General features: G+C 59.5%; 21 protein-coding genes. 4 read left to right on the forward strand and 17 right to left on the reverse strand.

Annotation, left to right across the window (positions count from 1 at the left end):
- Window positions 1-100: 100 nt before the first annotated feature.
- The 7 genes from KGB27_RS27490 to KGB27_RS27520 all read right to left on the reverse strand — a co-directional run bounded on the left by KGB27_RS27490 (window position 101) and on the right by KGB27_RS27520 (window position 1,136).
- Entirely contained in the window at window positions 101-247 is a 147-nt protein-coding gene (locus tag KGB27_RS27490) for a hypothetical protein (protein ID WP_223557070.1), read from the reverse strand.
- Entirely contained in the window at window positions 228-374 is a 147-nt protein-coding gene (locus KGB27_RS27495) for a hypothetical protein (RefSeq protein ID WP_223557071.1), read from the reverse strand. The genes KGB27_RS27490 and KGB27_RS27495 overlap by 20 nt, the downstream gene beginning before the upstream one ends.
- A 107-nt stretch (window positions 375-481) precedes the next feature.
- Window positions 482-628 carry a hypothetical protein gene (locus tag KGB27_RS27500; protein ID WP_223557072.1) on the reverse strand — a complete coding sequence of 49 codons (147 nt, stop codon included), beginning with the start codon at window positions 626-628 and terminating at the stop codon, window positions 482-484.
- The gene (locus KGB27_RS27505; RefSeq protein ID WP_223557070.1) at window positions 609-755 is read right to left on the reverse strand and encodes a hypothetical protein; all 147 of its coding nucleotides are present in this window, start codon (window positions 753-755) and stop codon (window positions 609-611) included. The genes KGB27_RS27500 and KGB27_RS27505 overlap by 20 nt, the downstream gene beginning before the upstream one ends.
- Window positions 736-882: a hypothetical protein gene (locus KGB27_RS27510; RefSeq protein ID WP_223557074.1), complete on the reverse strand. Its 147-nt coding sequence runs from the start codon at window positions 880-882 to the stop codon at window positions 736-738. Before KGB27_RS27510 ends, KGB27_RS27505 begins: the two co-directional genes overlap by 20 nt.
- Complete coding sequence (locus KGB27_RS27515) at window positions 863-1,009, reverse strand: hypothetical protein (protein ID WP_223557070.1); 147 nt, start codon at window positions 1,007-1,009, stop codon at window positions 863-865. The genes KGB27_RS27510 and KGB27_RS27515 overlap by 20 nt, the downstream gene beginning before the upstream one ends.
- Window positions 990-1,136: a hypothetical protein gene (locus KGB27_RS27520; protein ID WP_223557074.1), complete on the reverse strand. Its 147-nt coding sequence runs from the start codon at window positions 1,134-1,136 to the stop codon at window positions 990-992. The genes KGB27_RS27515 and KGB27_RS27520 overlap by 20 nt, the downstream gene beginning before the upstream one ends.
- Window positions 1,137-1,801: 665 nt before the next feature.
- Here KGB27_RS27520 and KGB27_RS27525 point away from each other — a divergent pair.
- A complete protein-coding gene (locus KGB27_RS27525; RefSeq protein WP_008042847.1) occupies window positions 1,802-2,491 on the forward strand; it encodes an energy-coupling factor ABC transporter permease in 690 nt (229 codons plus the stop codon).
- 64 nt (window positions 2,492-2,555) lie between these two features.
- Window positions 2,556-2,771, forward strand: a complete 216-nt coding sequence (locus tag KGB27_RS27530) for a hypothetical protein (protein ID WP_008033212.1) — start codon at window positions 2,556-2,558, stop codon at window positions 2,769-2,771.
- Window positions 2,772-2,779: 8 nt separating this feature from the next.
- Here KGB27_RS27530 and yacG read toward each other — a convergent pair whose 3' ends face one another.
- From yacG to pilB, 5 genes are read right to left on the reverse strand one after another with little or no spacing between them, the layout of a single operon-like run.
- On the reverse strand, window positions 2,780-2,980 hold the full coding sequence (yacG, locus tag KGB27_RS27535; protein WP_008033210.1) for a DNA gyrase inhibitor YacG: 201 nt from the start codon (window positions 2,978-2,980) through the stop codon (window positions 2,780-2,782).
- The gene (coaE, locus tag KGB27_RS27540; protein WP_223414094.1) at window positions 2,977-3,600 is read right to left on the reverse strand and encodes a dephospho-CoA kinase; all 624 of its coding nucleotides are present in this window, start codon (window positions 3,598-3,600) and stop codon (window positions 2,977-2,979) included. Before coaE ends, yacG begins: the two co-directional genes overlap by 4 nt.
- Window positions 3,597-4,469, reverse strand: coding sequence for a prepilin peptidase (locus tag KGB27_RS27545; RefSeq protein ID WP_008042845.1), 873 nt, complete (start codon window positions 4,467-4,469; stop codon window positions 3,597-3,599). The genes coaE and KGB27_RS27545 overlap by 4 nt, the downstream gene beginning before the upstream one ends.
- Window position 4,470: 1 nt before the next feature.
- A complete protein-coding gene (locus tag KGB27_RS27550) occupies window positions 4,471-5,688 on the reverse strand; it encodes a type II secretion system F family protein (protein WP_192227988.1) in 1,218 nt (405 codons plus the stop codon).
- Window positions 5,689-5,690: 2 nt separating this feature from the next.
- Window positions 5,691-7,391: a type IV-A pilus assembly ATPase PilB gene (gene pilB, locus KGB27_RS27555; protein ID WP_223481777.1), complete on the reverse strand. Its 1,701-nt coding sequence runs from the start codon at window positions 7,389-7,391 to the stop codon at window positions 5,691-5,693.
- Between the two features lie 225 nt (window positions 7,392-7,616).
- Here pilB and KGB27_RS27560 point away from each other — a divergent pair, with 225 nt between their 5' ends.
- Together KGB27_RS27560 and KGB27_RS27565 are read left to right on the forward strand one after the other, a co-directional pair.
- The gene (locus tag KGB27_RS27560; protein WP_192419980.1) at window positions 7,617-8,033 is read left to right on the forward strand and encodes a pilin; all 417 of its coding nucleotides are present in this window, start codon (window positions 7,617-7,619) and stop codon (window positions 8,031-8,033) included.
- A gap of 327 nt (window positions 8,034-8,360) precedes the next feature.
- Window positions 8,361-8,714, forward strand: coding sequence for a BON domain-containing protein (locus tag KGB27_RS27565; protein ID WP_008042835.1), 354 nt, complete (start codon window positions 8,361-8,363; stop codon window positions 8,712-8,714).
- A gap of 269 nt (window positions 8,715-8,983) precedes the next feature.
- On the opposite strand, the gene KGB27_RS27570 is transcribed toward KGB27_RS27565, so the two are convergent.
- The 5 genes from KGB27_RS27570 to acs all read right to left on the reverse strand — a co-directional run bounded on the left by KGB27_RS27570 (window position 8,984) and on the right by acs (window position 16,459).
- Complete coding sequence (locus KGB27_RS27570) at window positions 8,984-9,280, reverse strand: DUF2845 domain-containing protein (RefSeq protein WP_008033199.1); 297 nt, start codon at window positions 9,278-9,280, stop codon at window positions 8,984-8,986.
- Window positions 9,280-12,231 carry a DUF748 domain-containing protein gene (locus KGB27_RS27575; protein WP_223557076.1) on the reverse strand — a complete coding sequence of 984 codons (2,952 nt, stop codon included), beginning with the start codon at window positions 12,229-12,231 and terminating at the stop codon, window positions 9,280-9,282. The genes KGB27_RS27570 and KGB27_RS27575 overlap by 1 nt, the downstream gene beginning before the upstream one ends.
- A 93-nt stretch (window positions 12,232-12,324) precedes the next feature.
- The gene (locus KGB27_RS27580; protein WP_008033195.1) at window positions 12,325-13,341 is read right to left on the reverse strand and encodes a class I SAM-dependent rRNA methyltransferase; all 1,017 of its coding nucleotides are present in this window, start codon (window positions 13,339-13,341) and stop codon (window positions 12,325-12,327) included.
- A 156-nt stretch (window positions 13,342-13,497) separates the two neighbouring features.
- Window positions 13,498-14,370: an oxygenase MpaB family protein gene (locus KGB27_RS27585; RefSeq protein ID WP_192419986.1), complete on the reverse strand. Its 873-nt coding sequence runs from the start codon at window positions 14,368-14,370 to the stop codon at window positions 13,498-13,500.
- 151 nt (window positions 14,371-14,521) lie between these two features.
- Window positions 14,522-16,459 (reverse strand): acetate--CoA ligase, encoded by a 1,938-nt coding sequence (gene acs / locus KGB27_RS27590; protein WP_223557078.1) that lies wholly within the window; start codon window positions 16,457-16,459, stop codon window positions 14,522-14,524.
- Between the last annotated feature and the right edge of the window lie 150 nt (window positions 16,460-16,609).

Genomic DNA, 16,609 nt, shown 5'->3' on the forward strand with positions numbered 1-16,609 from the left:
CATCTGCATTTCCCTTGTAGGAGCCAGCTTGCTGGCGATGGCGTCCGTCCAGTCGAAAAACAGGGTGACTGACCCACCGCTATCGCCGGCAAGCCAGCTCCTACAGTTGATCGTATTCATCCAGACACATCTGCATTTCCCTTGTAGGAGCCAGCTTGCTGGCGATGGCGTCCGTCCAGTCGAAAAACAGGGTGACTGACCCACCGCTATCGCCGGCAAGCCGGCTCCTACAGTTGATCGTATTCATCCAGACACATCTGCGTTTCCCTTGTAGGAGCCAGCTTGCTGGCGATGGCGTCCGTCCAGTCGAAAAACAGGGTGACTGACCCACCGCTATCGCCGGCAAGCCAGCTCCTACAGTTGATCGTATTCATCCAGACACATCTGCATTTCCCTTGTAGGAGCCAGCTTGCTGGCGATGGCGTCCGTCCAGTCGAAAAACAGGGTGACTGACCCACTGCTATCGCCGGCAAGCCGGATCCTACAGTTGATCGTATTCATCCAGACGCATCTGCATTTCCCTTGTAGGAGCCAGCTTGCTGGCGATGGCGTCCGTCCAGTCGAAACACAGGGTGACTGACCCACCGCTATCGCCGGCAAGCCAGCTCCTACAGTTGATCGTATTCATCCAGACACATCTGCATTTCCCTTGTAGGAGCCAGCTTGCTGGCGATGGCGTCCGTCCAGTCGAAAAACAGGGTGACTGACCCACCGCTATCGCCGGCAAGCCGGCTCCTACAGTTGATCGTATTCATCCAGACACATCTGCATTTCCCTTGTAGGAGCCAGCTTGCTGGCGATGGCGTCCGTCCAGTCGAAAAACAGGGTGACTGACCCACCGCTATCGCCGGCAAGCCAGCTCCTACAGTTGATCGTATTCATCCAGACACATCTGCATTTCCCTTGTAGGAGCCAGCTTGCTGGCGATGGCGTCCGTCCAGTCGAAAAACAGGGTGACTGACCCACCGCTATCGCCGGCAAGCCGGCTCCTACAGTTGATCGTATTCATCCAGACACATCTGCATTTCCCTTGTAGGAGCCAGCTTGCTGGCGATGGCGTCCGTCCAGTCGAAAAACAGGGTGACTGACCCACCGCTATCGCCGGCAAGCCAGCTCCTACAGTTGATCGTATTCATCCAGACGCATCTGCATTTCCCTTGTAGGAGCTAGCTTGCTGGCGATGGCGTCCGTCCAGTCGAAAAACAGGGTGACTGACCCACCGCTATCGCCGGCAAGCCAGCTCCTACAGTTGATCGCATTTATCCAAATGCATATGCATTTCCCTTGTAGGAGCCAGCTTGCTGGCGATGGACGTCAACGATAACGCGGGCTGTCTGAATGAACGCGTTGCCCCGACGCTTTTCGCCGGCAAGCCGGCTCCTACAGGAATCGGCGTTTGCTTTTGCTTTTCACCACTCATCAGGCCGAGCGTTAGCTCGCCTTCAGCTTTTGATCTGAGCGCCCCCTCGAGAGGCCGAGTGGAGGTTCTGCGTAGTGGGCAACCCGGCATGGATGCCGGGTTAGCCGCGCACGGCCAGGGATGGCCGATGGCGGCGGGCCCACGGAGCAGGACCGGAGCGAGGGCATGGCGAGCCTTAGCGAGCCACCGAACGAAAGGGGCAAGAGCCCTTGGTTACTTGGGGCTTTTCCAAGTGACTCGCCGTAAGGGCGAAACCAATAGCCGCCATCACCGCAAAAACGGATATGCCCCTCAACCAACGGCCAACCAAAGACCAACCAAACACCGGTGTAAACTGATACCCCACCCTATTCCGGCAAAGACAAGGGAGCCCACCCAGCCATGATCGGCGCCGAGCTGCTGTCCCCCGAAACCCTCACCGTCGGCTGGCTGATCTACGTCCCGGCCCTGATCTGGGCCATCGCACGTGCCCCGTGGGTCGAGCTGTTCAGCGACAGCCGCCGCCAGCATCTGTTGTTCGGCACCGTATTCGCGCTGTTCATGCTGTGGCTGGTACGCCGGGATTTCGACACCGGCGTGTCCTATCACTTCATCGGCATGACCGCCGTAACCCTGCTCCTGGACTGGCCCTTGGCGATCGTCGGTGGACTGGTCGCACAAGCAGGCCTGGTAATGCTCGGACGCCAGGACCTCGCCGCCGTCGGCGTGAACGGCGCCTTGTTGATTCTGCTGCCCGTGCTGGTCACCGAGTGCTGCGCAATCCTGGTCGAGCGCGCGCAGCCGCGTAATCCCTTCGTGTATATCTTCGTTTCCGGTTTCTTCGCAGCGGCGCTGTCGGCCTTGCTGTGCCTGCTGCTGGCCCTGTGGCTGCTGTGGTTCAACGAGCTGTTCGTCATGCCTTACTGGCTGGAAGATTTTGTCGGTTACCTGTGGCTGATCATCTTTCCCGAAGCCTTCATCAACGGCATGGTCGTCAGCGCGCTGGTGGTGTTCAGCCCTGAATGGCTGGAGACCTTCAATCGCACACGCTATCTTTCGGCACCCTGGAAGGACGACGATCCGAAATCTTGATCCACATCAAATCCAAAAAACGTCGACGAATCCATGCTCCGAAAAACCTTCAGGAGCATCGAAAATGAGTGTCTACGAATGGGCAAGGCAGGAGTTGCGCCACAGTCTGGATGCAGCGCAGGAAGTCGGGTTTGATCCGGGGTTGAGCCTGCGCGCCTTGCTCAGCGCGGTGGTGCAGCAGAGCAAGGCCGTGCGCAGTGTCGAGGATCTGGCCGATGAGTTGCAGTTTCTCGCCGAGAACCTCGATGACGGTCAGGACTACGGCTTCATGCGGCCCTGAACCGTCACTTAGTGACGTGGGTCGAAATCACCACTGAACAACTCGTCCTCGGCATCGGGTGCCACTGGAATCTTGTGCTCTTCCGATGCCCACGCCCCCAGGTCGATCAGTTTGCAGCGGTCCGAACAGAACGGCCGGAATGTGCTTTCCGGGGTCCATTCCACAGGGGCGCCGCAGGTTGGGCATTCGACGGTTGGGATCTGGCTCATGACTGGCCTCCACGCAATGTAAGGTAAAAGTGATGCAGGCGTTCGACCTCGCTGTGCAGCCAGGCGAGGTCGCGGTCGTTGACCACCACATCGTCGGCATGGCTCACGCGATCCTGGCGACTGGATTGCGCCTTGAGGATCGCCTGGACCTGTTGTTCGCTGGTCTGGTCACGCTGCAGGGTGCGTTCGATCTGTAGTTGTTCGGGCGCATCGATCACCAGCACTCGCTGGGTCATGGCGTACTGCCCGGACTCGATCAGCAACGGCGAAACCAGAATCGCGTAAGGCGATTGTGCCTTGCCCAGGTGATCGGCGATTTCCCTGGCGATCAGCGGATGCAAAAGCGCCTCGAGCCAGAGGCGTTGCTCAGGCACTTCGAAGATCAGTTTGCGCAACGCTGCGCGATCCAGTTGCCCGTCGGCTTGCAACACGCCGGGGCCAAAATGTTCGGCGATCTGTGCCAGCGCCGGGCGACCCGGTTCCACCACCCAGCGCGCCGCATGATCGGCATCGACCACGTGCACGCCCAGGTCGATGAAGTGCTGGGCGGCCGCGCTTTTGCCGCTGCCGATGCCGCCGGTCAGGCCGAGAATCCAGGGTTTTTCCACAGGGGTATTCATTTCAAACCGACAAACTGCCAATAGAAGCCGGTTATTTGACCACCCCAGAGCAATGCAATCCAGCCGGCAATCGCCAGATAGGGACCGAAGGGGATCGGGGTCGAGGTTTTCGCATTGCGCAGGCTCAGCAAAATCATGCCGATAATCGCGCCCACCAGGGACGACAGCAAAATGGTCAGCGGCAAAATCTGCCAGCCGCCCCAGGCGCCCAGCATGGCCAACAGCTTGAAATCGCCATGGCCGATGCCTTCCTTGCCGGTGATCAGCTTGAACAGCCAGAACACCGACCACAGCGCCATGTAGCCCGCAATTGCACCCCACAGCGCCTCGTGCAACGGCACGAACAATCCGAAGCTGTTGACGACCAGTCCCAGCCACATCAGCGGTAGCACCAGCACATCCGGCAACAGTTGATGCTCGGCGTCGATCAGGCTCATGGCCAACAGGCCCCAGCTCAGGACCAGCACCATCACGGCTTGCCAGCCGAAACCGAAGTGCCAGGCAATGAACGCCGACAGCAGGCCGCAGGCCAGTTCGGTCAAGGGGTAGCGTTTGCTGATGGGCGTTGCGCAGCTTGAGCATCGTCCACGTAAAAACACGTAACTGAGCAGCGGGATGTTTTCCCAGGCGCGAATCCGGTGCCCACAATGCGGGCACTCGGAGTGGGGCAGCATCAGGTTGTAGGTCGCCGGCGGTGTTTCGCCAGGCAAACCGAGAATGTCCCGGGCCTGCAATTGCCACTCACGCTCGAGCATTTTCGGCAGGCGCCAGATCACCACATTGAGGAAGCTGCCGACCAGCAAGCCGACCAGCAGTGCAATGACGACAAACGCCAACGGGTACACGGTCAGGATTTCGTTCAAGGGCATGTCAGATCGCATTGCCGAGTTGGAAAATGGGCAGGTACATCGCAACCACCAGGCCGCCGACGATAACACCCAGCACCACCATGATGAATGGCTCCATCAGGCTGGTGAGATTGTCGACCATATTGTCGACTTCCGCCTCATAGAAACTGGCGACCTTGTCGAGCATGTCGTCCAGTGCGCCGGACTCTTCGCCAATGGCCGTCATCTGGATCGCCATGTTCGGAAAGACGCCGGCGGTGCGCATGGAGAAATTCAGCTGCATCCCCGTCGAAACGTCCTGCTTGATACGCAGCACCGCCCGCTTGAACACGATGTTGCCGGTCGCGCCCGCCACTGATTCCAGCGCCTCGACCAGCGGCACACCCGCGGCGAAAGTGGTCGACAGCGTACGGGCGTAACGGGCCACGGCGGACTTGTACATCAATGCGCCAATCAACGGCAGTTTCAGCAGCCAGGTGTCTGTCCGGTCCCGAAAGCCTTGCGATGTCTTGAAGGCGTGGCGCACACCGAATATCGCCGCGATCAGCACGCCAAGCATCAGCCACCACCAATCCTGCATGAACTGCGACAGGCCGATGACCATCACCGTGAACGCCGGCAGTTGCGCACCAAAGCCTTTGAACACCGACTCGAACTGCGGCACCACCTTGACCAGCAGAATCCCGGTGACGATGATCGCGACGAACACCACCGCCAGCGGATAAGTCATGGCTTTCTTGATCTTGGCCTTGAGGCTTTCGCTCTTTTCCTTGTAGGTCGCGACCCGCTCCAACAGGGTGTCCAGCGCGCCGGCCTGTTCGCCGGCATCCACCAGATTGCAGTAGAGCTCATCAAAATACTGCGGCTTTTTGCGCAGGGCTGCCGCGAAGCTGTTACCCGCCGCGACTTCCTGTTTCACCTCGTCCACCAGTTTGCGCATGGCCGGGTTTTCGAAGCCTTCGCCGATGATGTCGAACGATTGCAACAGCGGTACGCCGGCTTTCATCATGGTCGCCATCTGCCGGGTGAACAGGGCAATGTCATTCGCCTTGATGCGTTGGCCGAGGCTGAAAAACGAGGCGGATTTCTTGCGCACCTTGCCGGGGTTGATGCCTTGCTTGCGCAGTTGCGCCTTGATCAGCGCCGGGTTCTGAGCGCTGAGTTCGCCGGTTATTTTCGTACCTTTTTTGTCGGTGCCTTCCCAGGCGTACACACTGATTTTCGCTGCTTTGACCGCCATGTTCAGTCCTTGGTGACCCGGTTGATTTCTTCAAGGCTGGTGATGCCTTGCATGGCCTTGATCAGCCCGGAAGTACGCAGGTCGTTGAAGCCGTCCTTGCGCATCTGGATATCGATTTCCAGCGAATTGCCTTCGGCCATGATCAGCCGTTGCAGGCCTGCTGTGTTCTTCACCACTTCATAAATCCCCACGCGCCCCTTGTAGCCGCCGTTGCACTGATCGCAACCGACCGGCTCATAGATCGTGAATGCGCCAATCCGTTCCTCGGGGAAGCCTTCCTTGATCAATGCCTCGCGGGGAATATCGATGGGCTTCTTGCACTGGCTGCACAGTTTGCGCGCCAGGCGCTGGGCGATGATCAGGCTGACGGACGTCGCGATGTTGAACCCCTGAATGCCCATGTTGTGCAGGCGGGTCAGGGTTTCAGCGGCGCTGTTGGTGTGCAGGGTCGACAGCACCAGATGCCCGGTCTGGGCGGCCTTGATGGCAATTTCGGCGGTTTCCAGGTCGCGGATCTCGCCGACCATGATCACGTCCGGGTCCTGCCGCAAAAAGGAGCGCAGCGCCTGGGCAAACCCCAGTCCCTGCTTGGCGTTGACGTTGACCTGGTTGATGCCTTCCATGTTGATCTCCACCGGGTCTTCGGCGGTGGAGATGTTGATGTCCACGGTGTTGAGAATGTTCAGGCCGGTGTAGAGCGACACGGTCTTGCCTGACCCCGTGGGGCCAGTCACCAGAATCATCCCTTGCGGCTGCTTCAGCGCGGCCATGTAGAGGTCTTTCTGGTCGGGCTCGTAGCCGAGGGCGTCGATGCCCATTTGTGCGCTCGACGGATCGAGGATCCGGATCACCACTTTCTCGCCCCACAGGGTCGGCAGGGTATTGACCCGGAAGTCGATGGACTTGCTCTTCGACAGGCGCATCTTGATCCGCCCGTCCTGGGGTTTGCGCCGCTCGGAGATGTCGAGGCTGGCCATGACTTTCAGGCGGGCGGCGATGCGGTTGGCCAGTTGAATCGGCGGCTTGGCGACTTCACGCAGCATGCCGTCGGTGCGCATCCGCACGCGGTAGGTTTTTTCGTAGGGCTCGAAATGCAGGTCGGAAGAGCCGCTCCTGATCGCGTCCAGCAGCATCTTGTGAACGAAGCGCACCACCGGCGCGTCGTCGGCATCCTGTCCGGCGATGGCGTCCTGTTGGTGGTCATCGACCGACTCGATGTCCATGCCATCGAGGTCGACGTCGGCCATGTCTTCCAGTCCGCTGGCATGGCTGTCGAAGAACTTCTCGATGGCATCGCTGAGCTTGTCGTCCTCCACCAGGATGGCTTCGGTGTTCAGCCCGGTGCTGAACTGGATGTCGTTGATGGCCTGGTGATTGGTCGGGTCGGAAACCCCCACGAACAACTTGTTGCCACGCCGCCAGAGAGGCAGGGCGTGGTGCTGGCGAACCAGTTTTTCGCTGACCAGACCCTTGGGTTGGGTTTCCTTGTCCAGGCAATTGAGGTCGAGCAGCGCCATGCCGAAATGCTCCGAGGCTATCTCGGCGACCTGGCGACTTTTCACCAGTTTGTTCTGCACCAGATAACTGACCAGGGAGATTTTGTGGCGTTGGGCTTGCTGATACGCCTGTTGCGCGCTTTGGTCGGTGAGCAGCTCGGCAAGCACCAATTGCTTGGCCAGACCGCTAAGGGCGATGTCATTCATGGGGATACCGGACGCAGACAGTTCATGACTTATAGCCTAGTCAACCGGTGACGCCAAACCAGCGCTGCTCTGGTGACAAAAAGTGTCAGATAGTGCGGATCCTGAGGGCAGGACAAGGCCTTGCGTCGTTCTCGCGCCCCGCTAACAGGGGGCAACGGGCTTGGCATGGGCTGTGCTGAGACTGGTTCAGATCATGAGATTTCGACTCATGCATGGAGCTTGTCTATGAGTACTCAGAAAGGTTTTACGCTTATCGAATTGTTGATCGTGGTGGCGATCATCGGGATTCTGGCGACGTTTGCGTTGCCGGCTTACTCGAAGTATCAAGCGCGGGCGAAAGTGACGGCGGGGTTGGCGGAGATTTCAGCGTTGAAAGTTTCGTTTGAAGACCTGATGAATGCCGGCACTGCAGAACCCACCACACTGACGGGCGCCGGCACGACGACGCAGAACTGTGCAATTGCTGTCACCGGCACGGTTGCCTCAGGCGCTGGCACCATTGTCTGCACCCTGCAGAAAGCACCGGCCCCTGTGGCAGGTAAAACCATCACGCTGACTCGCAGCGCCACTGCAGGCTGGTCATGCGCGACCGGCGTGACTGCCGATTACGCACCGCCTGGTTGCACAGCCTCGGCAACTTAATGCTGAAAACGGGTGGATAGAAGAATGCCCCATCGTCGGATGGGGCATTTTTTGGGGAAAAAACTCCAAGTTCGCTGCGCTTTTTGGTGAGATTTGGAAAACCTCACAAATTCATGGCCTTAGGCCCACGTTAAAACCTGCAACTTGCATGTAGAGAATGTCGAAGTCATGCAATTTGCATGATTCCGAAAATCAGTCGATTTTTTAAGTTGTTGATTTATAAGAGGTTAATGAGTGTTTCAAAGTTGGCACAGCGTTCGCACTATACCCAGTAACCCTGCTGACAAGACACGCAGCAGACTTTATGAAAAAACAGGAGTTACTCGTATGAAGAAGTTCGCTATCGCTGCCGCTACTGCTACCGCGCTGACCCTGACCATGGCCAACGTTGCATTCGCTCAAACCCAGGCTACCCAAGCCCCAATGGTGCTGGCTGCCGGTGAAGTGACCAAGGCTAAAGAAGCCACTTCCGATACCTGGATCACCACCAAAGTCAAAGCTGACCTGGTGACCGAAAAAGGCATTCCTGGTACCGATATCAAAGTCGAAACCAACAAAGGTGTTGTATCCCTGTCGTCCACCGTCGCGGTGACTGACGCTCAGAAAGCCACCGCCGTGGCCATCGCCAAGAAAATCAAAGGCGTCCAGGCGGTCTCCGCTGACGGCCTGAAAGCCGAGTAAGGCAAGACTTCTCGCCTGAACGGGAGAAGGCGCGGTAGACGAGCCGAGTCATGCGTCTGCCGCAACTTGAGAGTTCATGCGACGGCTACAAGGATGTGGCCATTACAGGCCCCGGACATTCGTGTCCGGGGCCTGTTCTATTCCGGGCCACCACAAAACCCATGTGGGAGCGAGCCTGCTCGCGATGAGGCCATAACATTCAACATCTTTGCTGACTGTTACACCGCTATCGCGAGCAGGCTCGCTCCCACATGGGTTATAGGGTGTATTCAGTTACCGCGTTTGCTGGTGATCTGCTTCAAGCGATTGCCTTCAAACCGCAGGTATTGATACATCCCGCCGTTGGGCCCGTAGGTCCATTCCTCGACCTGGAATTCTTCCCGACGGTTGGCGCTGCGCTTGTAGCCCAGCAGGTCTCGACTGACCGGCTCACCGCATTTCTGCAGGACTTCGCTGGACCGGTCGCCGACGCTGACCAACTGACTACCGCAGCGCAGGGTATCGGCAGCCGAGGCCTGACTGGCCGCCATTGCCAGTGTCAGGCTGATCAGCAACCGACTGATCATCACTCGGCATCCAGGTGCAACGGCGTTACCACACGACCGTCACTTTCTGCTTCGCCGAGGCTGGCATCGATGAAGTACACGCGGTCATCGGCCAACTGACCCTTGTCGACCAGATAATCCTTGATGCTGCTGGCGCGATCCTGGCCCAGCTGGCGCAAGAGCACGTCGCTGGTGCTCCAGAACTTGATCACGTCTGCGCGCATTTTTGCGGTGCGTTCTTCCTTGCCCAGGTCCTTCCATTCGGCGGGTGGCTGGGTTTTCAGGCGGGTGCGGTAGATGCCTTCCAGCAGCGGACCTTTCTCGCCGTCCGGTACTTGCAGCAACGAGGCCTGCGCCGGCACCTTGTCGCCGCGACGCTGGAGCATTTTGTAGTAGTTGTACTGATATTCCCGTTCCAGGCGTTGCTCGGCGATCAGCGGGCCATCGCTGCTGGCGGCAGCGGTGCCTTCGATCTCCAGGCGTAGGGCCGGACGTTCCTTGAGTGCATTGGACAGTTTGACCAGCGAACCCTCGGCGTCCTTGCTCAGATCGCTTGAGCCCGGCGCGAACGACACCGTACCCAGGTCTTCCGCCCCACCGCCACTGACCAGCCCGCCAATCATTTTGAACGGTGCGGCGGCGGCTTTGACGATCAGGTTACGCAGGGTCTGCCAGACAATCGGCATGACGCTGAACTGCGGATTGTTGAGGTCGCCGGTGACTGGCAGCTCGATGGAAATCTTGCCGTCGACGTCCTTGAGCAGGGCAATCGCCAGTTTCAGCGGCAGGCTGACAGCGTCGGGGCTGTCGACCTTTTCACCCAGTTGCAATTGCTCGACCACCACTTTGTTTTCAGCCTTGAGCTGGCCTTTGGTAATCAGGTAATGCAGGTCGAGGTTGAGTCGGCCCTTGCGGATACGGTAGCCGGCGAATTTGCCGGAGTAGGGCGTCAGCGTGGTCAGTTCCACCCGTTTGAAACTGGTGGCGATGTCGAGGCTGGCCATCGGGTCGAACGGGTTGACCGAACCTTTGATGGTCACCGGCGCGTAACGATCGACCTTGCCCTTGATGTCGACGGTCGCCGGTTTCGCCTGACGGCTGTCGATGGTGCCGATCTGGCCGTTGAGCTGTTGCACGGCGGTGGCGAAGTTCGGGGTCAGGCTGAAGTCGGCGAAGTTGGCCGAACCGTCATTGATGGCAATGCCGCCGATGTGGATGCCCAGCGGCTTGTCCTGGCTGACGGGTTTGGCCGCAGCGGTTTTGGCGCCGGAATCGGGCGGTTGCGGGATCAGCAGGTCATCGATGTTGGTGGTGCGGTCATCGTTGATCATGAAACGCACGTAGGGCTGGAACAGGTTGACCTTGTCGATGGACAGGCTGTCGCCGTGCTGATAATTCAGGCCTTCGACCACCACCTGCTGCCACTTGAGAAAGTCGCGGGTTTTCAGGGTGTCGAGGGTGTGCAGTTGATCGATCTGCGCCCGTCCTGTGACGCTGAACGCCAACGGCTCGGTGCTTTTCAGGTTGACCGCCAGATCGCTGCCGAGCATGCCGCTGCGCAGTTCAAGGCGAATGAACGGGGTGATGTAGGACTGGGCGACCCGCAGGTCGATGTCCTTGGTCTGTACGTTCAATTTAGCGCTGACGGGAGCGAGATTGACCTCGCCCTCGGCGGTGATCTTGCCTTGCTTGCCCACCCCGGTGTCGAGCTTGAGGGTAAAAGGCGAGCCATTGAGGCTGTCGAAATTTTGCAGGTCCAGGTTCAGCGGGTTCAAATCCAGCGTCACGGCGGGTTGCGCTTTGCGGTCAGCCAGGTGCACCTGGTAATTGCGCAACTGCACATCTTTCAACAGCACTTGCCAAGGTTTGCTCGGCGGCGTCGGTTCTGGCTTTGGCGAGTCGGCGGCCGCTGGCGTGCTGGCCGGCTCGGCTTTGGCCTTGGCGGCGGCCTTGGACGGTTGGCTGGCGAACAGCTTCTGCCAGTCGAGTTGCCCGTCGGCTTCCAGTGCCGCCCAGGTTTCCAGTTTGTTGCTGCGGATCTTGCCGACGACAACTTGCTGCTTGGCCAGGTCGACCGTGGTTTCAGTTACGTCCAGGCGTTCGAGTTTCGCCAGTGGCCGACCGTCCGGAGCCTTGATGGCGAAGGGCGCCACGCTCACTGCGACGTTGTTCAGCAGCAGCTCGGTTTCCTTGGACAGGTTGAGTTTGTAGTCGGTGCTCAGGTTCAACACGCCGTTTTCCAGCACCAGCGGCAGCGCGTCACGCACATAGGGCCAAAAGGTTTTCATCTGTCCGTCGGTGATTTTCAGCTTACCTTCGGAGGCGATCGGGATGAGGCTGAAGTTACCGGTCCAGTCGATCTGCCCACCGTTCGGGCCGATGGCCACAAGGGTCATGTCGGCATTGTCATCGGGCAGAGTGCTGAGGTTGTTCAGCTCGAAATCGAGTTTGTCGTAGAGGAACTCGATGGCTTCGCTGGGACGGTCATCCTTGAAATGCACGGCACCACCGGCCAGTTTGATCCGCTCTACGCGCAACGGAAACGGTTTGGCGTCCGGGTCGGCCGGCGTCGGCTCGCTCGCCGGCAGTTTGAACAGGCCAAGCAAGTTGAGTTTGCCGTCCTTGCCGAAAAGGATTTCGGTCTTCGGCTTGTCCAGTTCGATATCGGACAGGTGCAGCGCCTTGGTCCAGAGGCTGTCGATCTGCAGGTTAGCGTAAAGCCGTTCGAAACCGACCTGTTCCTTGCCCGGTTCGCCGATGATCAGGCCCCACAGGGTGACTTCAAGGCTGAACGGGTTGAGTTCGATTCGCTGAATAGTGGCGGGCGTCGTCGCGTAGTTGGCCAGTTGCTGGTTGGCCACCCGCAATGCGATGCCCGGTAAAATCAGAAACCCCAGCAGGCTGTAGAGGGCCAGAGCAGTCAACAAGGCGCCGATAGCGCGGATCAATCCTTTGGGCATGTGCGGCTTCATCTGTCTGAATCGGAGTGCCTTGGAGTATGGCACGCCAATCCGGTTCCGAAGTAATCGCTCAGCTCAGGATTTTTCAGATTTATCTGATGTGATTCAGAGCTGCAGGATCAGTGTTTTCAGCGGCGGTTGTTGATCCATGGACGGGAAATCGGCGCCCGGTTTCATCACCGTCCACTCGCGCACTGGGCGGCCGGCCTTCTCGGCGCAGCGCAAAACCTGTTCGCGCCAGTCGTCCATGCTGACTTTTGCCAGGTTGTTGCAGCAGATCAGCACGCCATTGTCGGCGGTGGTCAGCAGCGCGGGCTTGAGCAGGCTCTGGTAGTCGCGCAGCAGGTCGACGGTGCCGAAAGCGCTCTTGGCCCAGGCCGGTGGGTCCAGCAAAACCAGATCGTATTGACGTTGTTCCAGGCGTTGATAGCTCGGCAGTTTCTGCCCGCGACGCTGGCTGATGGGCAGGCCGGCGAGTTGGCGAATGGCCGGGAAATAATCGGACTGGATGAATTGCATGGTCGGCAACTGTGGATTGAGCAGACCGTTTTCGCGGCCGACCGCCAGGTTGCCCTCGGCGAAGTCCAGGTTGCACACCTCGCTCGCGCCACCGGCCGCAGCGCTCAGGCCTACGCCGCAGGTGTAGGCAAACAGGTTCAGCACGCTTTTGTTCTTGCTGTGATCCTTGACCCAGCCGCGGGTGTTGCGCAGGTCGAGAAACAGCAATGGATCCTGGCCGGCGTGGCGACCGCGAACCCGGTAATTCAGGCCCCATTCGTGACCGACCAAGTCTTGCAGGGCGGCTTCGTCGGCGCGGTAGACCGTGTCTTCACGGTCGATGCGCGAGTTGCCCCGGGAACGGTCGTTGTAGACCAGCAGGGTATCGAGGCCCAGATGTTGGTTGATCGTTTCATGTACTTGCAGCAGGGCGTCGCGCTCCAGCGCCTGATGAAAGCTCTGCACCAACAACTGTGGACCGTAGCGGTCGATGGTCAGGCCGCCGGCGCCTTCCTGGCTGCCGTGGAACAGGCGATAGCAATCGGTGCCTTGCTGATGCAGTTCGGCAAGCAGGTCCTGGCGATGTTCGAGGGCGGCGCACAGCGCCTGATTCAAGGAAGACATGCTGGGCGCCTTGCAGGGGAGGGAATTTGGCGCGGGAGTTTAACAGCTTGCGCAGAACCTGTAGGAGCCGGCTTGCCGGCGATGAACGATAACGCGGTTTGTCTGATGAACCGCGGTGTGGCCATCGCCGGCAAGCCGGCTCCTACAGAGAGGGAGTCAGGTCAATAATCCCATCCGTCGCTTGGCCCTATGCACCGAGCCATTACGCACGGCCCAGCGCAGCATCGGTGCGCTGCGGTTGACGCTGGCGCGGATCAGTTTGCGTTGCAGGGCACTTTGGCGCACGCCGAGCATGTCGCTGGCCCAATCCGGCAGCAGATCAATGCCTGCCTGCATCATCAACCCACCGAACGGCTTGGCCAGACGGCTCGGGGAGGGGGCGTTCAACAACAGTCGCAACACCTCGCGACTGCGCTCGTCGCACAGCAATTGCGGACGAATGCGCTCAAGGTATTCGGCCGTTTCCTGTCGCGAACGCGGTACGTCCCGCGCGCCCAGGCGTTCGGCGACCAAGGCGATTTCATCGTAGTAACGGTCCTGATCGGCCAGCGAAAGGTGTGGGTTGCGATAACGCAAATGCGCCGCGAGGAAGTTGCTGACTTCGGCCACGTGCACCCAGGTCAACAAGTCGGGATCACTGGCGGCGTAAGGCCGGCCATCCGGCGCGGTGCCGGTCACTTGCAGGTGGATGGTGCGGACTTTCTCGATCAGCCAGTCGGCATCTTTACGCGAGCCGAAGGTGGTGCCGGAAATGAACTGCCCGGTGCGGCGCAGGCGACCGAGCATGTCCTCGCGAAAATTCGAATGGTCCCAGACCCCGGCCAGCGCCAAGGGGTGCAGGGCTTGCAGCATCAACGCGCTGATGCCGCCGATGAGCATGCTGCTGAAGTCGCCGTGGACTTGCCAACTGACCGAATCAGGGCCGAACAGGCCGGGATCACCCTTGGGGTTTTCCAGGTCGAGCTTGCCGAGGGACAGGCCGGTGAGGCTCATGACCTGGGTTTCGATGCGGCTGCGGATGAATTCCATGGCGACTCATTGCTGAAAAAAAGGGGAGCGCCAATCTCCCCCTGTAGGAGCCGGCTTGCTGGCGATAGCGGCGTATCAATCGACAAAAATGTTGAATGACACACTGCTATCGCCGGCAAGCCGGCTCCTACAAGGGCAAGGCGTGCACACGTTATTGGTTCAAGCGTTTATCCACCAGATCCTGAACCACGCTAGGGTCGGCCAACGTCGAGGTGTCGCCCAGGCTGTCCAGCTCATTACAGGCGATCTTGCGCAGAATCCGTCGCATGATCTTGCCCGAACGGGTTTTCGGCAAGGCCGGGGCCCACTGGATCAGGTCCGGTTTGGCAAAGCTGCCGATTTCCTTGCTGACGTGGGCCAGCAGTTCCTTCTTCAGTTCGTCGGTGGGATCGGTGCCGTTCATGGGCGTGACAAAGGCATAGATGCCCTGGCCTTTGACGTCGTGAGGGTAACCGACCACCGCCGCTTCGGCGATGCTGTCGTGCAGCACCAGGGCGCTTTCCACTTCGGCGGTGCCGATGCGGTGGCCGGAAACGTTGATCACGTCGTCAATGCGCCCGGTGATCCAGTAGTCGCCGTCCTCGTCGCGCCGCGCGCCGTCGCCGGTGAAATAGTAGCCGGGATACGGTTTGAAATAGGTGTCGACCATCCGTTGCGGATCGCCGTAGACACTGCGGATCTGCGCCGGCCAGCTGGATTTGATCGCCAGAACGCCGCTGCCGGCGCCTTTGATTTCCTTGCCCACTTCGTCGAGCAACACCGGCTGCACCCCGAACATCGGTTGCGTGGCGCAGCCGGGTTTGATCCGCTGTGCGCTCACCAGCGGGCTGAGCATGATGCCGCCGGTTTCGGTCTGCCACCAGGTGTCAACGATCGGGCAACGCTGTTCGCCGACGACGTTGAAATACCAATCCCACGCTTCCGGGTTGATCGGCTCACCGACGCTGCCGAGTAATCTGAGGCTCGCGCGGGACGTTTCTTTCAGCGGTTCGGGGCCTTCGCGCATCAGCGAGCGCAGGGCGGTGGGGGCGGTGTAGAAGATGTTCACGTGGTGCTTGTCGATCACCTGCCAGAAGCGCGAGCTGCTCGGGTAGCTCGGCACACCTTCGAAGATCAGCGTGGTCGCGCCGTTGGCCAGCGGGCCGTAGACGATGTAACTGTGGCCGGTAACCCAGCCGACATCGGCGGTGCACCAGAAGACTTCGTTGTCGCGGTAGTCGAGCACGTATTTGAAGGTCATCGCTGCTTGCAGCAGATAACCGCCGGTGGTGTGCAACACGCCTTTGGGTTTGCCGGTGCTGCCGGAGGTGTAGAGGATGAACAGCGGGTCTTCGGCGTCCATGGGTTCCGGCGGGCAATCGTCGTCGACGTCGCGCAGGGCCTGGTGATACCAGAGGTCGCGGCCTTCGACCCAGTCGACATCGCCCTGGGTGCGCTCGACCACGATCACGGTGCTGACGTTCGGGCAACTTTTCAGCGCCTGGTCGACTTTCTGCTTGAGCTGTACGAATTTGCCGCCGCGCACGCCTTCATCGGCGGTGATCACGGTGCGGCAGTCGGCATCGAGAATTCGGTCGCGCACCGAGTCCGGGGAGAAACCGCCAAACACCACCGAATGCACTGCACCGATTCGCGTGCAGGCGAGCATGGCGTAGGCGGCTTCGGGGATCATCGGCATGTAAATGCACACGCGGTCGCCTTTCTTCACTCCACGGCTTTTGAGCACATTGGCCAGGCGGCAGACGTTGTGATGCAGTTTTTTGTAAGTGATCTGGGCCGATTCGGCGGGGTCATCGCCTTCCCAGAGGATTGCGATCTGATCGCCGCGTTTTTCCAGGTGGCGGTCGATGCAGTTGTAGCTGACGTTTAATTTTCCGCCGGCAAACCAGCTGGCTTCGCCGGTTTTCAGGTCATAGCGCTGGACGGTTTTCCACGGTGTGCTCCAGTCGAGGAAGCGTGTGGCCTGTTCAGCCCAGAATTCACTGGGGTGCTCGATGGATTGACGGTACAGGCGCTTGTAGTCGTCTTGACTGAGGTGTGCGGCCCGGCGGACGGCATCGGCTTTGGGGAACGTGCTGATATCGAACATGACGGTTCCTTCTTCTTGTTTTTGCGACAAGAGGGGAGCTACGCGACCCTCGTAGGAGCCGGCTTGCTGGCGATAGCGGCGTATCAGTCGACAAAAATGTTGAATGACACACCGCTATCGCCAGCAAGCCGGCTCCTACAAGGTTAGTAC

Source organism: Pseudomonas sp. BF-R-01, from assembly GCF_019946615.1.
In the GTDB taxonomy this organism is placed as follows: Bacteria; Pseudomonadota; Gammaproteobacteria; order Pseudomonadales; family Pseudomonadaceae; genus Aquipseudomonas; species Aquipseudomonas migulae.

What these genes read in the sequence shown, in the direction of transcription:
- KGB27_RS27560 (WP_192419980.1), top strand. Translation starts at nt 7,617, where the DNA reads ATGAGTACTCAGAAAGGTTTTACGCTTATCGAATTGTTGATCGTGGTG.
- KGB27_RS27495 (WP_223557071.1), bottom strand. Translation starts at nt 374, where the DNA reads ATGAATACGATCAACTGTAGGAGCTGGCTTGCCGGCGATAGCGGTGGG.
- KGB27_RS27570 (WP_008033199.1), bottom strand. Translation starts at nt 9,280, where the DNA reads ATGATCAGTCGGTTGCTGATCAGCCTGACACTGGCAATGGCGGCCAGT.
- KGB27_RS27550 (WP_192227988.1), bottom strand. Translation starts at nt 5,688, where the DNA reads ATGGCGGTCAAAGCAGCGAAAATCAGTGTGTACGCCTGGGAAGGCACC.
- KGB27_RS27545 (WP_008042845.1), bottom strand. Translation starts at nt 4,469, where the DNA reads ATGCCCTTGAACGAAATCCTGACCGTGTACCCGTTGGCGTTTGTCGTC.
- coaE (WP_223414094.1), bottom strand. Translation starts at nt 3,600, where the DNA reads ATGAATACCCCTGTGGAAAAACCCTGGATTCTCGGCCTGACCGGCGGC.
- KGB27_RS27525 (WP_008042847.1), top strand. Translation starts at nt 1,802, where the DNA reads ATGATCGGCGCCGAGCTGCTGTCCCCCGAAACCCTCACCGTCGGCTGG.
- KGB27_RS27530 (WP_008033212.1), top strand. Translation starts at nt 2,556, where the DNA reads ATGAGTGTCTACGAATGGGCAAGGCAGGAGTTGCGCCACAGTCTGGAT.
- KGB27_RS27580 (WP_008033195.1), bottom strand. Translation starts at nt 13,341, where the DNA reads ATGTCTTCCTTGAATCAGGCGCTGTGCGCCGCCCTCGAACATCGCCAG.
- acs (WP_223557078.1), bottom strand. Translation starts at nt 16,459, where the DNA reads ATGTTCGATATCAGCACGTTCCCCAAAGCCGATGCCGTCCGCCGGGCC.
- KGB27_RS27490 (WP_223557070.1), bottom strand. Translation starts at nt 247, where the DNA reads ATGAATACGATCAACTGTAGGAGCCGGCTTGCCGGCGATAGCGGTGGG.
- KGB27_RS27520 (WP_223557074.1), bottom strand. Translation starts at nt 1,136, where the DNA reads ATGAATACGATCAACTGTAGGAGCTGGCTTGCCGGCGATAGCGGTGGG.
- KGB27_RS27510 (WP_223557074.1), bottom strand. Translation starts at nt 882, where the DNA reads ATGAATACGATCAACTGTAGGAGCTGGCTTGCCGGCGATAGCGGTGGG.
- KGB27_RS27575 (WP_223557076.1), bottom strand. Translation starts at nt 12,231, where the DNA reads ATGAAGCCGCACATGCCCAAAGGATTGATCCGCGCTATCGGCGCCTTG.
- KGB27_RS27585 (WP_192419986.1), bottom strand. Translation starts at nt 14,370, where the DNA reads ATGGAATTCATCCGCAGCCGCATCGAAACCCAGGTCATGAGCCTCACC.
- KGB27_RS27500 (WP_223557072.1), bottom strand. Translation starts at nt 628, where the DNA reads ATGAATACGATCAACTGTAGGAGCTGGCTTGCCGGCGATAGCGGTGGG.
- pilB (WP_223481777.1), bottom strand. Translation starts at nt 7,391, where the DNA reads ATGAATGACATCGCCCTTAGCGGTCTGGCCAAGCAATTGGTGCTTGCC.
- KGB27_RS27515 (WP_223557070.1), bottom strand. Translation starts at nt 1,009, where the DNA reads ATGAATACGATCAACTGTAGGAGCCGGCTTGCCGGCGATAGCGGTGGG.
- KGB27_RS27505 (WP_223557070.1), bottom strand. Translation starts at nt 755, where the DNA reads ATGAATACGATCAACTGTAGGAGCCGGCTTGCCGGCGATAGCGGTGGG.
- KGB27_RS27565 (WP_008042835.1), top strand. Translation starts at nt 8,361, where the DNA reads ATGAAGAAGTTCGCTATCGCTGCCGCTACTGCTACCGCGCTGACCCTG.
- yacG (WP_008033210.1), bottom strand. Translation starts at nt 2,980, where the DNA reads ATGAGCCAGATCCCAACCGTCGAATGCCCAACCTGCGGCGCCCCTGTG.